We start from the raw sequence: 16,533 nt of genomic DNA on the forward strand, positions 1-16,533 counted from the left end.
ATACATTATAGCAAGATGAGACAAAAACTCCCGATACTAGTATATCCAGACTTAGTATCAGGAGTTTTTTATATATTCATTCATCGAGATTGCGGAGAATCAGGCCTGTTCATGTTTTGCGTGTACAAGCTGTCTATAATACCGTCGGACAGTCCGATGGTAGGTACAATAATTCCGGTAGCTTTTACATGAGTAGCTATCTCGAGAAATATCTCTGCAGCAGGAACAATAACATCGGCCCGGTCCGGTTTCAACTTATATTGCTTAATACGTTGTTCGGTAGAGAGGGCTTTTAATGTTTCATATATATCTTGCAGTGATTCGATGGGTAGGAGAGACGCTTTTTTGTCTTTCTTGTCCGCTAAACGAAATAACTTATTAATATTTCCTCCCGAACCGATGATGCTGATAGGGGTATATTCTGTGGCAAGCCCTATCAGGTCAGTGCGCAAAGCTTCCTTTTCTTCTTCCTTTACCATACCGCTAAGCATACGTACCGTACCTATATTATATGAACGGGAATTTTTCAGTTCACCGTTGCTGATGAGATTAATTTCCATACTACCACCTCCTACATCTACATACAAGTAATTTTGTCCTGAAGCAAATAACTGTTCGATATGATTGTCGTAAACAATATGCGCCTCTTCCTGCCCGTCGATGATTTCTACACGGATACCCGTTTTTTTGACGATCTGCTGAACGATATCCTTGCCATTACGTGCATCACGCATGGCAGAGGTGGCACACGCACGATAGTCTACCACATCATATATCTTCATTAATTGTTTGTAGGCTTTCATCAGCCGAATCAGTTTCTTCTCTTTTTCTGTAGAGATAACCCCCACAGTAAAGGCGTCTTCTCCCAACCGTAACGGAATACGGATGAGCTGTACCTTACTCATTAATTCGGGCGCATTCTCCTCGTTTACACATTTTATCAGCAGCCGCACCGCATTAGAGCCTATATCTATTGCCGCATAATTAACTTTCTTCATACTTATCATAATGTATTCTTGTATTCGTTATATAATTTTTCTTGTGAGCGGAATGGGACACTGTTCTCTTCCCGTTCTTTTTCCCGGTTCTCGCCTGTACCATCCACAATTCTTCCTTTTGCCGTATCCCGGAATCCGTAGCAGACAATTCGTTTTAAATCTGCCTGGATTTCTTTATCATAGACCGGTGCCGCCACCTCAATACGATTATCCAGGTTGCGAGGCATCCAGTCGGCAGAACCAATGTAGTATTTTTCTTCTCCACCATTGGCGAAGATGAAAATGCGCGAATGTTCGAGATAACGGTCGATAATACCATTGATGTGTATATTCTCGCTGATACCCGGAACGCCTGTCACTAAAGAACAGTTACCGCGTACTACCAGTTCCACTTGAACACCCGCTGTTGAGGTTTCGTATAGCTTTTCAACAAGTGCACGGTCAGTAATATGATTTACTTTAGCAAGGATATAAGCCTCTTTTCCCTGTTCCTTATTTTTTATCTCTTTGTTGATAAGCGCAATGAATCGTTTACGCATATCATTGGGAGAAACGAGCAATTCTTTGAAATCAACAGGAGTATAAGGCTTTTCGATAAAATCGAATACGGCATTGACTTCCCGGACAATGGGACGGTGAGCAGTCATAATGGTATAGTCAGTATACATACGTGCATTTCCTTCATGGAAATTTCCTGTACTGATGCAGGCGATATCTCCGTGCCGAGTGCCGATATGCAGCAATTTAGAATGAATTTTCAAACCCTCTACTCCGAAAATAACATGAATCCCCGCATCCTGCATTTTCTTGCTCCAGTTGATATTAGACGCTTCATCAAAACGTGCCAACAGTTCGATAACTACTGTGACTTTTTTTCCGTTTTTGGCTGCACTGATTAAAGCCTTTATCACTTTGGAGTCTTTAGCCAAACGATAAAGCGTCATCTTGATACTTTTTACTTCTTTACTGATAGCGGCTTCTCGCAACACACGGATGAAAGTATCGAAACTATGATAAGGATAATGTAAGGAACGATCTTTCCGACGAATCAAAGTGAGCAGACTTTCCATGCCATTCAGTTCAGGCTTGAAGATAGGTTCCCAAACAGGATATTTCAGTTCATGATGACCGCAAACCGGAAATTTCATCAAATCCTTGAAATTGTGATAGCGTCCTCCGGCTACACGCGTGTCATTCTTATCCACGTTCAGGCGACCGGTCAACTTTTTCAGCAAGTCTTTAGGAATTTGTTCGTCATAGACGAAACGGATCGGTTCCCCTTTCTTCCGGCTTTTCACACCTTTGGAAATCTTCTGAAGTACCCCTGTCCGCAGATCACTGTCAATTTCCATTTCGGCGTCTTTAGTGAATTTGAAAGTGTACGCCTCATAATCTGTGTACTTCATGCCAACAAAAATCATCGGCAAACAATAGCGGATCACGTCATCAAGAAACATGAGATATGTTTTTCCATCCGAATCAGGTAATTGAATAAAACGGCCGAAGTCTCCGGTCGGCAGTTCAATCACTGCATAGTCTTTCTCCTTTATCTTTCCCGTTTCATCTTTGCGCAGCAGACGGATGGCAAGGTAAATATCCTCATCTGTCTGATCGTCCAGCGGGCGGGTTCCATTGAGGAAAAGCGGATTGGTAGAACCATTCAGTTTGTTGCGATAGAAAGAAGTGACGAATGCTTTCTGTTCGTCCGTCATTTCCGCATCTTTGATGACGTAGATATTCTCTTTCTTCAATTCCTCCATAATGGAAGCGAATATCTCCTCAAACTGCTTGTAGTAACGATTGTGCAGCTTTCCTATTTGTTTCAGAGTGCAGGCGGCGGTTTCTTGTTCTGCCTGTATGTTTTTATCGGCATATTCTACGATCCGGTTCAGAGTCGCTACACGGACACGGAAGAATTCATCCAGGTTATTTGAATAGATGCCAAGAAAAGTGAGTCGTTCCAGCAGTGGCACTTCTGGACGGGCGGCTTCTAGCAGAATACGTTGGTTGAAGTACATCCAACTGATGTCACGCTCTACATAAGGGTATTTCTTTTTTATTTCGCTTTGTTTCATTGTGAAAAAGGAACTGTTTAAAATTTCTGCAAAAATATCAATGTGAGATGTAATCGTCATAACGATATTATTACGAACTTATTACAATGTTTATTTGTTATTTTTATATATCAGTAGAAACACTTATATTCGCAAAAGTATTGGAACAGACTCGGTTAAAAAATATAGAATTTATGAAAACAATGAATTATTCCCTTATTCGCATTCTCTTCGCACTTGTGATTGGATTGGTACTCGTGATTTGGCCCAATGCGGCTGCCAGTTATATTGTCATTACGGTAGGTGTTGCCTTCTTGATTCCCGGTGTTATCAGCCTTTTTGGCTATTTCGGCCGGAAAAGACCGGAAGGTGAAGCAGCTCCCCGTTTTCCGATAGAAGGAATCGGTAGCTTATTATTCGGACTTTGGTTGATTGTGATGCCTGAATTCTTTGCAGATGTCCTGATGTTTTTATTGGGATTTATCCTGATTATGGGAGGAGTGCAACAGATTGCTTCTTTGTCGATGGCTCGTCGGTGGATGCCCGTTCCGGGAGCTTTTTATCTGATTCCTTCGCTGATTCTTATTGCGGGTATTATCGCTTTGTTCAATCCGACAGGAGCGCGTAATACTGCATTTATAATTATTGGTATCAGCAGTTTGGTTTATTCTCTTTCCGAATTGATAAACTGGTTCAAGTTTGCCCGTCGCCGTCCGAAGGCTCCGGTTATGCATGACGATGATGATATTGAAGACGCAAAGATTATCGAATAAAAAAAGAAGAGGACTGCTTCACAGCACCCCTCCCCGCAAACTTAAAACAACCAACAAAAGAAATAGATAATTTCAATAACAGTGAACGGCTAACGGTGAATATTCTGCAATGATAATGCAGTTTGTTCACCGTTTACTGTTTATCGTTCACCGTATTTTTTTCTATCTCACAAATAACAGTTCCCTGTATTTTGGAAGCGTCCACATCTGATTGTCAACAATCAGTTCCAACTTGTCGATGTGATAACGGATTTCTTCCAGTGCCGGGACAATCGTGTCGTGGTAGGCAATGGCTTTTTCCCGTTCGCTTTCTATCTTGTTTGCAACCTTACGAGCCTCAATCATTGCATCTACATGCTCCTTGATGAAAGCTGTACGGTCGGCAATCTCTTCAATAAGCTCCAGGTTCTTAGCTGACAATTTCGCTGCCTTTTCTGCCGGGAAAAGAGATTGCATCTTATAGACATTATTAATTAAGTCCGTCTGGTATTGAGTGGCAACCGGAATGATATGATTCATTGCCAAGTCACCCAATACACGTGCCTCAATCTGAATCTTCTTCGTATAAGTTTCCCATTTCACCTCGTTACGGGCTTCCAGTTCTTTCTTGGTCATTACACCGGTAGCTTCGAACATGGCAATTGTTTCCGGTTTCAGGTAATTGTCGAAGATAACAGGAACACTGGTTTCGCAATCCAGTCCACGACGGGCAGCTTCTTTCTTCCATTCGTCACTGTAACCGTTACCGTCGAAATGAATGGCTTTACATTCTTTGATATATCCGCGGATGATTTCAAGAATGGCGGAAACTTTGGGTTCTCCCTTTTCAATCAACGCATCCACGTCCTTCTTAAACTTCACCAATTGATTTGCTACGGCCGAGTTCAATGCAATCATGGCAGAAGCACAGTTTGCTTCGGAACCTACGGCACGGAACTCAAAGCGGTTGCCTGTGAAAGCAAATGGAGAAGTACGGTTACGGTCTGTATTATCGATCAGTAATTCAGGAATCTGCGGAATATCCAACTTCATTCCCTGTTTACCGCTAAGGCTGATTAAATCATCTTTCGTACTGTTTTCGATATGATCCAATACCTGCGACAACTGTTTTCCAAGGAAAGAGGAGATAATTGCAGGAGGTGCCTCATTCGCTCCCAGACGGTGGGCGTTGGTAGCACTGGAGATAGAAGCTTTCAGTAGTCCGTTATGATGATAAACTGCCATCAATGTATTGACAACGAATGTAACAAAACGCAGATTGTCTTCCGGAGTCTTGCCCGGTCCCATCAATAAGATACCTGTATCAGTGCCCAAAGACCAGTTGTTGTGTTTACCCGAACCATTGACACCTTTGAACGGCTTTTCATGAAGCAGTACACGGAAACCATGACGGCGGCTTACCTTACGCATTAATGACATAATCAGTAAGTTATGGTCATTAGCAAGGTTACACTCTTCAAAGATAGGAGCCAACTCGAACTGGTTCGGGGCAACCTCGTTGTGACGAGTCTTAACAGGAATACCTAATTTTAACGCTTCAATTTCAAGGTCCTTCATGAAAGCGGCTACGCGGGTGGGGATAGCACCGAAGTAGTGATCCTCCAACTGTTGGTTTTTGGCACTGTCATGTCCCATCAAAGTACGACCGGTCATTAGTAAGTCCGGACGTGCGGCATACAATCCTTCGTCTACCAGGAAGTATTCCTGTTCCCATCCTAAGTAAGCAACTACTTTTTTCACTTCCGGATTAAAATACTGACATACGGCTACGGCTGCTTTATCTACAGCACGCAATGCCTTCAGTAAGGGAGCTTTATAGTCAAGAGCTTCACCGGTATATGCGATAAATACAGTCGGGATGCAAAGTGTATCATCCACGATGAAAGCAGGTGACGAGGGGTCCCATGCGCTGTATCCGCGAGCTTCGAATGTATTACGGATACCGCCATTCGGGAAAGAAGAAGCATCCGGCTCCTGCTGTACGAGCAGTTTACCTGTAAATTCTTCCATCATACCACCTTTGCCGTCATGTTCAACGAAGGCATCGTGCTTTTCTGCCGTACCCTCGGTCAGCGGTGCAAACCAGTGCGTGTAATGAGTGACACCCATTTCGATAGCCCATTTTTTCATGCCGGCAGCTACCTCGTCGGCAATGCTGCGATCTAGCGGAGCACCATTGTCAATTGCATCAATCAGTGCATTGTATACCTTACTGGGAAGGTATTTGAACATCTTTTCCTTGTTGAATACATACTTGCCGAAGTATTCCGAAGGACGTTCGGCAGGTGTTGCTACCTCAACAGCCTTTTTCTTGAAAGCTGTCTCTACTACTCTGAATCTAAGTTTTGACATAATACCTAATTTGATTTGTTGTTAAATATGTTAGAGCAAATAATTTTCTCTGTGTGGTTCCCGGGAAGGCGGTCAGGCCCGCCCGGGATAAATCTTTTTAATCTATATAGCCTAATTCACTTACTGATGAGTAGACTTACTTTTAATTATAAGTAACTTAGTTGTAAGCAGATTCACCGTGTTCGTAAATGTCAAGACCTTCTTCTTCGACACGTGCCGGAACGCGAAGTCCGTGAATCTTATCAAGCGTTTTGAAAATGATGAATCCCATGCCTGCTGCCCATGCACTTACTACCAATGCTCCGAATAGTTGTGCACCGAGGAATCCGAAACCGTATCCATAGAATAAACCTTCACTGGTAGAGAACAAACCTGTGAGAATTGTTCCTAAAAAACCACACACACCATGTACAGAAGATGCACCTACCGGATCGTCTATTTTTAGAAATTTGTCAATGAAGTCAACGGAGAATATCATTACGACACCACATATCGCACCTATTAAGGCTGCTCCTGCGGGAGATACTGTGTCACATCCTGCTGTGATACCTACCAGACCTGCCAAGATACCATTCAGTGTCAATGACAGGGATGGTTTTCCATATTTCATCCAGCTCACCAACAGAGCAAAGAAACCACCGGCACAAGCAGCCAGGTTCGTTGTCAGGAATACGTGGGAAATAGCGATTGCGTCGGCTTCGGTTGCTGCTGCCAATTGAGAACCGGGGTTGAATCCGAACCATCCGAACCAAAGAATGAATACCCCCAGTGCAGCAATAGTCAGGCTATGGCCTGGGATAGCTTTTGATTTGCCGTCTTTACCATATTTACCGATACGGGGACCAAGAATGGCAGCACCTACCAAAGCAATCCATCCACCTACAGAGTGAACGACTGTAGAACCGGCAAAGTCATGGAATGTAGTGCCGAAGTGACTCATCATGAAAGAACCTTCTTCACCGTTCATCAGCCAGCCTCCGCCCCATGTCCAGTGACCGGATATCGGATAAATCAGTACACTGATAAAGATGGTGTAGACTATATACATGGAGAATTTTGTTCGTTCTGCCATGGCTCCTGATACAATTGTAGCTGCTGTCGCACAGAATACGGTTTGGAATATGAGGAATCCTTCGGTTGGCAAACCATTATTAATGAAAGAAAGGTCGCAGAAGTGAGGCATTCCGATGAATCCGCCTGCGCCGAACATCAATCCGAAACCGATAAACCAGTATAGTAAAGAGCCGAACATGAAGTCTACAAAGTTCTTCATCAGAATGTTGGCAGTATTTTTCACTCTGGTAAAACCTGCTTCTACTAATGCAAATCCCGGCTGCATGAAGAATACGAGCATTGCTGCAAGCAACATCCATACAGTATTTAATCCAAGAGCTAATTCACCAACCGTATCGGGAGCTGCTGATGCTTCTTCGGCAGGAGCTGCAACGACTTCGGTAATTGTTTCTGTAACTGCTGCAACTGTATCGGCAGCGGCTGCGTTTTGTGCCGACATATCAGTAGTAAAACAGCACAAAATGAATATAGTAGTGGCTATCCACAACTTTACGAAGCTATGGCTTTTATATTTTGTATCCATAATAATTATCTTATTTTATACCTATTATTTATTAGTGATGTTGTAAACCTCTTTATAAACGTTATAATCCGCAAGGAAACCTGGGAGCGGCACCTTGCCGCTGCCGATTAACGTTCTTGTTCTGCATTGTAGAGGGCTATGTCACCACGTTCGGCAGTGCGTATCCGGATAGCGTCTTCGATAGGAATGACGAAAATACGTCCGTCACCGATTTCTCCGGTCTGTGCAGCTTTGATGATAGCCTGCACTGTTTTCTCGGTATTTTTGTCGCGTACGACAATAGAGATCAAAATTCGTTCAATGGTGCTGGTGTCATATACTACGCCACGGTAGATACGTCCTTGCCGTGCTTTTCCAATACCTCTTACATCGTAATAAGAGAACCATTCGATGTCCGCTTCGAGTAGGGCGTCTTTTACGTCCTCGAATTTGGTTTTACGGATAATAGCTTCAATCTTTTTCATATACCTTAAATATTAGTGTTGACCTGTAAAAGAAAGAGGTATAGGGTGTGGCAGCCATAGTAGGTTACCATACAACAAACCGATAAAATCTAAACTCTAACTACCTGATCCCTATACGCTCTTTGATATTCTATATTCTCTCTCTTAAAAACTTAATCCGAATGCGAAGTAGGCTCCTTCTGTCCGTGGATTGACAGATACCTTGGCAAATGCCGGAACGGAGAAGGAATCTGTGATTTTGATATCCTTGGAAGCTCCGAGACTTACGTCTGATACGCAGAACCCACTTGTATAGCCATTGTAGAAAGTTGTCTCCCAAGGAACCATACCTAAATCTACTGTCCAGTCGAGACCTCCCAATTTGAATGGTGCGCTAAGTGCGAGGTAAGAAGAATAAGCCCTTTTGCCATTTTCTTTCACGCCGTCGGCACCTGCAAAATTTGTATACCAGTTGACTGCCAGTGGTCCGAAGTCATATCCGACTTGTGCTTCAAATACATGAGCCGTTGAATGAGCTCCGTATTTAAAATACTTGTTAGTTGCAAAGATCGTTTCTCCATCATCGTCTATGCCAGTTTCTACTTGGGTATTAAACCAATAATCCGTCACTGAAACGCTAAAACCGCCTATCGAATAACCAAGAGTTAAATCGAACTCTTTTGTGTCCGTCGATTCGAATCCTACCGATCCCCATGCTCCGAGTGAGAAACCTTTGTAAGAGATTTCCAGTGAGGGTTGAACGCTCACTCCGCCTAAATCCTGGCCGCGCCAGATGTAACCACTTACCAGATCTGCTCCAACGGAAGCTTCTACCTTATCTTGTGCCATCATTGTAGACGGGACAAGCCCTGACAGTAATAATGCTACTGTTATTACCCTCATTTTTTTGTTAATCGTCGTTTTCATCGTCTTTTTACCTTTAATAGTTAGAAAAATGTGGATGTACGGTCCATGTATATATAGTAGCGCGCGAAATACTATCAAGTAAATTGAAAAATCACTGGTTATGAATAGACTAGGAGAAGTTATTCAAAATTCTTATAGCCAGTTTTTTATTCTTCTCATCGCTTCGATACAGTCGTTGCGTTCGCCAAAGGCAGTCAGGCGGATATATCCTTCACCGCTTGGTCCGAAGCCTACACCGGGGGTACCGACCACATTGGCTTCATACAACATCTGTTCGAAGAATCGCCATGACGAAAGCCCGTTCGGAGTTTTCACCCACAAGTAGGGAGCGTTGACTCCTCCATACACTTTCAGTCCTGTGGCTTCCAATCCCTCTTTCATAATTTTGGCATTGGTCATATAATAGCCGATTGTTTCTTTAATCTGTGCTTTGCCTTCTGCACTGTAAACGGCTTCTGCTGCCCGTTGGGTAATGTAAGAAGTACCGTTGAACTTGGTGCATTGGCGGCGGTTCCACAATCTGTTGAGTGGGATGCGGTTTCCTTCCAATGTGGCGGCAGTAAGCTCTTTCGGAACTACGGTATATCCGCAGCGTACTCCGGTAAATCCTGCCGTTTTTGAAAAACTACGGAATTCGATCGCACACTTTTTAGCTCCCTTAATCTCATAGATAGAGTGGGGGACATTTTCGTCCTGGATATATGCTTCATAAGCGGCATCGAACAGAATCAATGTATCGTTTGCCAATGCATAGTCCACCCATTTCTTCAGTTCCGGTTTGGTTAAGGTTGTTCCTGTCGGGTTGTTCGGATAGCAGAGATAAACAATGTCTATCCGTTTGTCTGGAATTTCCGGAATAAAGTTATTCTCACTTGTGCAAGGCATATAAGTAACATTACTCCATTTACCCGTTTCTTCTTCCAACACTCCGGCGCGTCCGCACATGACATTGCTGTCTATATAAACCGGATAGATGGGATCTGTAACACCTACGCTATTGTCATGGCGAAGAATATCGCCTATATTTCCGGTATCGCTTTTGGCACCGTCACTGACAAATATCTCGGATGCCGAGAAATGAATCCCACGTGGAATAAAGTCATTTTTTATAATTGCTTCAATCAGAAAATCATATCCCTGTTCAGGACCATATCCGCGGAATGTATCCTTGCTGGCCAGCTCTTCTACCGCTTTGTGCATGGCTTCGATACACGCTTTCGGAAGCGGTTGGGTGACATCACCGATACCCAACCGGATAATATCCTGTTTAGGATGTGTTATCTTGAAGGTATTTACCTTTTTCGCTATGTCCGAGAATAAATAGCTTCCCGGTAACTTCAAAAAATGTTCGTTTACTAATGCCATCTTGTTATTGTTTTAAGTTCTGCAAAATCTAATACTCAAACCTGATACTTAATACTTTTTTAATACTTATCCTCAATCTCCCCATCGAAAACTTTGGTTGCCGGTCCGGTCATTAATATATGCCCGGAGATTTCATTCCATTCAATGGTGACTGTCCCTCCATCCATGATTACATCGCTTTTTCTTCCTGTAAGTCCGTTGATGAAGGCGGCTACTGCTGTGGCGCAAGCACCTGTCCCGCAAGCTTGAGTGATTCCCGATCCTCTTTCCCACACCCTCATCCGTATGGTGTCTTTGCTGACAATCTGTGCAAACTCCACATTGGTTCTGTCGGGAAAAAGAGGATGATTCTCCAGTTCAGGACCGATTTCCGGTAAATTAATCCGGGTGATGTCTTCAACAAATGTGACGAGATGCGGATTACCCATTGATACTTTGGTTGACCGGAAAGGATACTTTCCTCCCCACTGAATCTCTTCTGTTTCCAACGGGCTACCCATGTCTACGGTGACTGCACTAACTGTTTTTCCCTCTACATGCAGTTTCAGGATTTTTATTCCTGATCGTGTATCCAGCGTAATTTCTGTTTTGTCAGTCAAGCCGTATTCATATACATATTTGCCTACACAACGGCTTCCGTTACCACACATCATAGCTTCCGAACCGTCCGCATTGAAAATGCGCATGCTGAAATCCGCTTTATCAGAGACACCAATCAATATAAGTCCATCACTTCCGATTCCTGTATGAAACTTGCTCCATTCGATTGCCTTCTTTGCAGGGTCGGCTATCGGATATTGGCTTGTGTCTACATATATGTAGTCATTTCCCGCTCCATGCATTTTTGTGAACTTAATCTTTGTTGTCATTTTGATTTATATTTGTTGATTGTTGTAACCTTTTGTTTTATTACGATGCAAAGATATGACTTTTTGCTTTATATTTTACTAAAAAGTATATCTAATATCTATTTATTTTCTTCAAACTTATAATCGCTTTATATACGGCCACATTTAGTTATAATTTGAAATTATACCTGTTTATATATTAATAAACTGTTATTTGGATGAATTGTTTTGCATATTCTTCCATAATATATGAAAAATATTTAGCCTTGATAATCGGTGAAATCAGCTATAAAAACAAGAAATATATCCTTTTCCTTTTGACGATATGAAAGTGAAAACCCCTATTTATCTATCATATTGCTCACCGGATATGCTGAAGAACCTTTTTCTGTATTCATTGTTTTAGCACTATCATTAATATAAAAACGTAGAGATATGAATATAGAGAAACAATTAGAAACAGCAGTTAAGACCAACCATTTGGTGTTGGTAGTATTTTATGCCGACTGGTCACCTCATTATGAGTGGATAGGTCCTGTGCTTCGGACTTACGAAAAGAGAACTGTAGAATTGATAAGAGTGAATGCTGAAGAAAATAGAACAATAGCCGATGCGCATAATGTAGAAACAGTGCCCGCCTTTCTTTTATTGCATAAGGGACATGAATTATGGAGACAGGTAGGAGAGCTTACGGTAGGAGAGCTGAAAGAGGTATTAGATGATTTCCAGTAAATCGTTTGTAATCTTTTATTAGCATATATAGAAAAGACCTTTTCCTTTTCAAATGAAAAAAATGGGTGTTCTTAATATGCTGGTATTTAGTTTGTTATGAAAGCTCATTTTTCCTTTAAAAGAAACGGGTGGTTCCTTTTAAAGGAACCACCCGTTCGACACCGAGAAACATCCTGTCTCTTTTAAAGGAACGAGCTGTTTCTTTAAAGACGGATATTAAATAGTTTACTTTGTAATGATTTTATCTTATTGATGTTTTTTCAGTTCTTCTTGTAAGATGACTGGTTCGTTGGTGGTAATGAAATCTACTTTCTGTTCGATCAGCGATTTCATATCTTCCACTTCGTCCACAGTCCACACATTTACTTTCAAGCCGAGTTCATGAGCTTCTTTGATCCATTCGGGGTGTTTCTTAATCACTCCCATGTGATAATCAAGACCGGCAGCACCGAGTTCCTTTAATTCTTTGGGAGACAGTTCCCCGTTAAGGTAAAATACCGGAGTACCGGCAGGAGCCAGGCGGATAAACTCTTTCATGGCATGCAGGGAGAACGTGATATATTCCATGCGGTTTTCCAGTCCCATTTTCTTCACCATGGCAAGGATTCCCTGTACGGCTTTGGTTTCACGTTTCTTGTTACTATGTGCTTTCAGTTCGAGAATCAGTCGGGTATTACAGTTTTTCCCGGCTTCCAGATATTGTTCCAGGCTGGGTAAGTTTTCTCCGTTGGATAATTTAAGTCCGGTCAGTGCGTCACCTTTGGAATACTCCATCGGTCTCATCTTGTATACAGGATCATGGTTGACCACCAACTTGTTATCCTTAGCGATCCATACGTCAAATTCTGAACCGTAACAACCGATGGAATCTGCTTTTAGAAGTGATGAAATACTGTTTTGTGATGATCCCGGAGTTTTCCAGAATCCACGGTGGGCTATCACTTTTGTCTGTGCCTGCATACAGCAAGCAACCATTAGAAGGGCAGAAGCCATCATCATTTTTTTTAAATTCATTTGTTTGGTCTTTTAAAAGTTTGATAGATTTAATTTGGTTTGGCCTCAAAATTATAAAAAAGAAAACGCAAATCAGACAATAATATGCTAATCTGCGTTAATCCTTGAGATTTTAAAATAGAAATGTTACAAAAGAATAACAGAAAGAGCAGATTCTGTTATTCTTATCAGTTAAGTATAGGCCTCTTCGTGTATTCCTCTCACCGCACGTCCGCTAGGCTCATTCAGATTCCTGAAAGCAATATCCCACGCCAGCGCTTCTGCTGTGGAGCAGGCCACACTGGGAACACTGGGTACGGTGCGTGCTGCACTTTCACTGGGGAAATGCTCTTCAAAGATACTGCGATAATAGTATTCTTCTTTATTTTGTGGCGTGTTGATAGGGAAGCGTTCGGCAGCATGTTCCATTTGCTGATCGCTCACAGCAGCAGCTGTGATTTCCCTCAATGTGTCAATCCATGAATATCCTACACCGTCACTGAACTGCTCTTTTTGTCTCCACGCCACACTTTCCGGTAACATCTCGGCAAAGGCTTCGCGAACAATCCGTTTCTCAATTTCCTTTCCGGGGCACATTTTAGCTTTCGGATTCAGGTTCATGGCTACGTCGAGGAATTCTTTATCAAGGAAAGGAACACGTCCTTCTACTCCCCATGCTGACAAACTTTTATTGGCGCGGAGGCAATCGTACATGTGCAACTTTGAAAGTTTACGTACTGTTTCTTCGTGGAATGCCTGTGGAGTGGGAGCCTTGTGGAAATACAGATAACCACCGAAAACTTCATCGGCGCCTTCACCGCTCAACACCATTTTGATACCCATCGATTTGATGACACGTGCCAGTAGGTACATGGGAGTGGAAGCGCGTACCGTGGTTACATCGTATGTCTCGATGAAATAAATGACATCACGCAGGGCATCCAAACCTTCCTGAACAGTATAGTTTATTTCGTGATGGACAGTACCGATATATTCAGCCACTTCACGTGCTTTAATCAAATCGGGAGCACCTTTTAGTCCGATGGCGAAGGAGTGGAGTTGAGGCCACCACGCATCACTCGCTCCGTCTGTTTCTATACGCTTTGCCGCATATTTTTTGGCAATGGCGGAGATGACAGAACTATCCAACCCTCCCGAAAGAAGCACTCCGTACGGTACGTCACTCATTAACTGGCGGTGTACAGCCTCTTCTAATGCTATTTTCACATCAACGGTTTGTGCATCATTCTCTTTTACGGTTTCATATTCTGTCCAGTCGCGCGAATACCAACGTTTCATTTTTCCCTCTTTACTATAGAAGTAATGTCCGGGGAGAAATATTTCATATTCGTCGCAAAATCCTTCAAGGGCTTTCAACTCGCTGCCGAAGTAGATTTTTCCCTCTTTATCTTTTCCTATATATAAAGGAATAACCCCTATCGGATCACGGGCAATTAGAAATTCATCCTTTTCCTCATCATAAAGAACGAAAGCAAAGATACCGCTAATATCTTCCAGAAAATGGATGCCTTTATCTTTGTAAAGGGCAAGAATTACCTCACAGTCACTTCCGGTCTGAAAGTTATATTTTCCCGCATATTTAGCGCGAATATCACGGTGATTGTAAATCTCACCGTTGACGGCGAGCACTTGTTTACGATCGGGAGAGTATAACGGCTGTCCGCCACTTTGCGGGTCGACAATGGAAAGACGTTCGTGTGCCAGGATGGCACTTCCGCCTACATAGATTCCACTCCAGTCCGGTCCGCGATGACGGATCTTCTGGGCCATTTTCAGTGCTTTATCTCTTAGCTCTTTCGTTTGAACTTTGATGTTGAGTATACCTGCTATTCCACACATAACTTTAATTTTTAGAGGGGGTAATGTAATCTGTTGATTGTTTATTCGCTATTTCTAAGAAGCTGACTAGTTATTCTTAATTCGTTCCATAATTGTTATCGTTTAGTTCCACAACTGTTTTCCTTTAGTTCCATATCTGTTATTCTTTAGTTCTACAGATATGGAACGAACCGATAATAGCAATCGAGCTTCTTGTTGTACACTGTTGCAAACCTTATTGTATTAGATAAGCATCTATTTCCGCAGCAGCCTTTCGTCCTCCTGCCATGGCGCGTACTACTAAGCTGGCACCAGTCTCGGCATCACCGGCAAGAAATACATTCTTTGCAAATTTGGGTTGTTCCGGTTTCAGGAATCCCATCGCCAATAATACCATATCAGCTTCGATGACTTCTTTCTTCCCTGTTGGTTTCATCGTGGGACGTCCGCCATCTGCTGCCGGAATCCATTCCACTTCTTCCACTTCTACACCTGTCACTTTTCCATTCTTTCCGAGGAACTGATTGGAAGCCAGGCACCAGCGGCGTGTACAACCTTCTTCATGGCTGGAAGTCGTTTTGAAGACTGCCGGCCATTGTGGCCAAGGAGTAGCCGGATTGTAGCCGACAGGAGGTTTTGGCATGATTTCGATTTGAGTGACACTGACGGCTCCCTGTCTCACACTGGTTCCGATGCAGTCGGAACCAGTGTCTCCGCCACCTATCACGAGAACCTTTTTGCCTTTGGCATTTACCAACTTGTCTTTCGGGAAAGTCTGTCCTGCCAGAATCCTATTCTGTTGTGCCAGCATTTCGAGTGCGAAATGAATCCCTTTCAGTTCACGTCCCGGAATACTCAAGTCACGTGCAGTGGGGGTTCCGGTACAGATGCAGTAAGCGTCGAATCCTTCCGGTAAATGATTGACGTCTATTTCTACTCCCATCTCAAACTGTATTCCTTCTGCAGCCAATATCTTCATCCGTCGGTCAATTACATTTTTATCCAGTTTGAAATTAGGAATACCGAATCGTAATAATCCTCCGGGCGCTTCATCCTTATCGAATAAAGTAACGCTATATCCTTTTAAATTCAGCTGATTAGCCACCACCAATCCAGCAGGACCTGCACCAATCACCGCCACTTTCTTTCCGTTTCTTTCCGGCGTCTTTACTTGTATATATCCTTCACGAAAAGCCGCTTCTACGATAGCTGCTTCATTCTCGCGAATAGTCACCGGCTGATCGCAGGAAAGTTTCAACACACACGATTTCTCGCAAAGAGCAGGACAAATACGTCCTGTAAATTCAGGAAAATCGCAAGTAGACGACAATACTTCGTATGCCTCCTTCCATTTTCCCCTGTATAATGCATCCTGCCATTCCGGTTGTTTATTTCCTATCGGGCATGCCCAATGACAGAAAGGTACACCGCAATCCATACAGCGTGACGCCTGCAATTTACGGCTGTTTGTATTCAAAGTCTGTTCTACCTGACTATAGTCAGCGATTCGCTCGTTTACAGGGCGGTATCCCGCCTCTTGTCGAGGTATATTTAGAAATGCTTTAGGATCTCCCATCTTGTTATTTACTATTTGACGATTTACTATTTACTA

General features: G+C 42.9%; 13 protein-coding genes. 2 read left to right on the plus strand and 11 right to left on the minus strand.

The window, feature by feature from the left end; all coding sequences use genetic code 11:
• Positions 1–80 precede the first annotated feature (80 nt).
• Together BSCG_RS08990 and BSCG_RS08985 are read right to left on the minus strand one after the other, a co-directional pair.
• Entirely contained in the window at positions 81–1,007 is a 927-nt protein-coding gene (locus BSCG_RS08990) for an exopolyphosphatase (RefSeq protein ID WP_008776591.1), read from the minus strand.
• A complete protein-coding gene (locus tag BSCG_RS08985) occupies positions 1,004–3,073 on the minus strand; it encodes an RNA degradosome polyphosphate kinase (RefSeq protein WP_032849633.1) in 2,070 nt (689 codons plus the stop codon). Before BSCG_RS08985 ends, BSCG_RS08990 begins: the two co-directional genes overlap by 4 nt.
• Before the next feature lie 173 nt (positions 3,074–3,246).
• Between BSCG_RS08985 and BSCG_RS08980 the strand changes: the two genes are divergently transcribed.
• On the plus strand, positions 3,247–3,825 hold the full coding sequence (locus tag BSCG_RS08980) for an HdeD family acid-resistance protein (protein ID WP_004303713.1): 579 nt from the start codon (positions 3,247–3,249) through the stop codon (positions 3,823–3,825).
• A 162-nt stretch (positions 3,826–3,987) separates the two neighbouring features.
• Here BSCG_RS08980 and BSCG_RS08975 read toward each other — a convergent pair whose 3' ends face one another.
• The 6 genes from BSCG_RS08975 to dapF all read right to left on the minus strand — a co-directional run bounded on the left by BSCG_RS08975 (position 3,988) and on the right by dapF (position 11,378).
• Entirely contained in the window at positions 3,988–6,177 is a 2,190-nt protein-coding gene (locus tag BSCG_RS08975; protein WP_004303703.1) for a glutamine synthetase III, read from the minus strand.
• Positions 6,178–6,334: 157 nt separating this feature from the next.
• Positions 6,335–7,774, minus strand: a complete 1,440-nt coding sequence (locus BSCG_RS08970) for an ammonium transporter (RefSeq protein WP_004311834.1) — start codon at positions 7,772–7,774, stop codon at positions 6,335–6,337.
• Between the two features lie 107 nt (positions 7,775–7,881).
• Positions 7,882–8,238, minus strand: a complete 357-nt coding sequence (locus BSCG_RS08965; protein WP_004303701.1) for a P-II family nitrogen regulator — start codon at positions 8,236–8,238, stop codon at positions 7,882–7,884.
• Positions 8,239–8,382: 144 nt separating this feature from the next.
• Complete coding sequence (locus BSCG_RS08960) at positions 8,383–9,144, minus strand: hypothetical protein (protein WP_004303700.1); 762 nt, start codon at positions 9,142–9,144, stop codon at positions 8,383–8,385.
• Positions 9,145–9,276: 132 nt separating this feature from the next.
• Complete coding sequence (locus BSCG_RS08955) at positions 9,277–10,509, minus strand: LL-diaminopimelate aminotransferase (RefSeq protein ID WP_004311833.1); 1,233 nt, start codon at positions 10,507–10,509, stop codon at positions 9,277–9,279.
• 59 nt (positions 10,510–10,568) lie between these two features.
• Positions 10,569–11,378 carry a diaminopimelate epimerase gene (dapF, locus tag BSCG_RS08950; RefSeq protein ID WP_004311832.1) on the minus strand — a complete coding sequence of 270 codons (810 nt, stop codon included), beginning with the start codon at positions 11,376–11,378 and terminating at the stop codon, positions 10,569–10,571.
• A 414-nt stretch (positions 11,379–11,792) separates the two neighbouring features.
• Between dapF and BSCG_RS08945 the strand changes: the two genes are divergently transcribed.
• Entirely contained in the window at positions 11,793–12,089 is a 297-nt protein-coding gene (locus BSCG_RS08945; RefSeq protein ID WP_004300083.1) for a thioredoxin family protein, read from the plus strand.
• Between the two features lie 246 nt (positions 12,090–12,335).
• On the opposite strand, the gene BSCG_RS08940 is transcribed toward BSCG_RS08945, so the two are convergent.
• The 3 genes from BSCG_RS08940 to BSCG_RS08930 form a co-directional block, all read right to left on the minus strand.
• Entirely contained in the window at positions 12,336–13,103 is a 768-nt protein-coding gene (locus tag BSCG_RS08940) for a glycerophosphodiester phosphodiesterase family protein (protein WP_004300081.1), read from the minus strand.
• 171 nt (positions 13,104–13,274) lie between these two features.
• The gene (asnB, locus tag BSCG_RS08935; protein ID WP_004309309.1) at positions 13,275–14,942 is read right to left on the minus strand and encodes an asparagine synthase B; all 1,668 of its coding nucleotides are present in this window, start codon (positions 14,940–14,942) and stop codon (positions 13,275–13,277) included.
• Positions 14,943–15,156: 214 nt separating this feature from the next.
• On the minus strand, positions 15,157–16,497 hold the full coding sequence (locus BSCG_RS08930; RefSeq protein WP_004303693.1) for a glutamate synthase subunit beta: 1,341 nt from the start codon (positions 16,495–16,497) through the stop codon (positions 15,157–15,159).
• Between the last annotated feature and the right edge of the window lie 36 nt (positions 16,498–16,533).

This window comes from Bacteroides sp. 2_2_4, assembly GCF_000157055.1.
Lineage (GTDB): Bacteria > Bacteroidota > Bacteroidia > Bacteroidales > Bacteroidaceae > Bacteroides > Bacteroides ovatus.

Bases quoted from the DNA above. Each gene is read 5' to 3' on its own strand.
- BSCG_RS08990 (WP_008776591.1), bottom strand. From the start codon at position 1,007: ATGATAAGTATGAAGAAAGTTAATTATGCGGCAATAGATATAGGCTCT.
- BSCG_RS08985 (WP_032849633.1), bottom strand. From the start codon at position 3,073: ATGAAACAAAGCGAAATAAAAAAGAAATACCCTTATGTAGAGCGTGAC.
- BSCG_RS08980 (WP_004303713.1), top strand. From the start codon at position 3,247: ATGAAAACAATGAATTATTCCCTTATTCGCATTCTCTTCGCACTTGTG.
- BSCG_RS08975 (WP_004303703.1), bottom strand. From the start codon at position 6,177: ATGTCAAAACTTAGATTCAGAGTAGTAGAGACAGCTTTCAAGAAAAAG.
- BSCG_RS08970 (WP_004311834.1), bottom strand. From the start codon at position 7,774: ATGGATACAAAATATAAAAGCCATAGCTTCGTAAAGTTGTGGATAGCC.
- BSCG_RS08965 (WP_004303701.1), bottom strand. From the start codon at position 8,238: ATGAAAAAGATTGAAGCTATTATCCGTAAAACCAAATTCGAGGACGTA.
- BSCG_RS08960 (WP_004303700.1), bottom strand. From the start codon at position 9,144: ATGAAAACGACGATTAACAAAAAAATGAGGGTAATAACAGTAGCATTA.
- BSCG_RS08955 (WP_004311833.1), bottom strand. From the start codon at position 10,509: ATGGCATTAGTAAACGAACATTTTTTGAAGTTACCGGGAAGCTATTTA.
- dapF (WP_004311832.1), bottom strand. From the start codon at position 11,378: ATGACAACAAAGATTAAGTTCACAAAAATGCATGGAGCGGGAAATGAC.
- BSCG_RS08945 (WP_004300083.1), top strand. From the start codon at position 11,793: ATGAATATAGAGAAACAATTAGAAACAGCAGTTAAGACCAACCATTTG.
- BSCG_RS08940 (WP_004300081.1), bottom strand. From the start codon at position 13,103: ATGAATTTAAAAAAAATGATGATGGCTTCTGCCCTTCTAATGGTTGCT.
- asnB (WP_004309309.1), bottom strand. From the start codon at position 14,942: ATGTGTGGAATAGCAGGTATACTCAACATCAAAGTTCAAACGAAAGAG.
- BSCG_RS08930 (WP_004303693.1), bottom strand. From the start codon at position 16,497: ATGGGAGATCCTAAAGCATTTCTAAATATACCTCGACAAGAGGCGGGA.